We start from the raw sequence: 212 nt of genomic DNA on the forward strand, positions 1-212 counted from the left end.
AGCGCGACCGGCTCCTCCTCCGCATCCTGGTCAGGAGCCTGTTCGAGGATGATGTGCGCGTTGGTACCGCTGATACCGAAGGAGGAGACGCCCGCCCGGCGGGGTTCCTCGGTGTTCGGCCAAGGGGTTGCCTCGGTCAGCAGTTCCACGGCGCCCGCAGACCAGTCGACGTGGGAAGACGGCTCGTCCACGTGCAGGGTGCGCGGCAGCAG

At 68.4% G+C, this 212-nt stretch carries 1 protein-coding gene; it reads right to left on the reverse strand.

Translation table 11 applies throughout. The features are described from left to right. Positions 1–212 (reverse strand): ketoacyl-synthetase C-terminal extension domain-containing protein (locus GT045_RS33010; protein ID WP_161336445.1); only part of this gene is annotated, 212 nt, incomplete at both ends.

Origin of the sequence: Streptomyces sp. SID486 (assembly GCF_009865385.1) — a bacterium.
Taxonomy (GTDB): domain Bacteria; phylum Actinomycetota; class Actinomycetes; order Streptomycetales; family Streptomycetaceae; genus Streptomyces.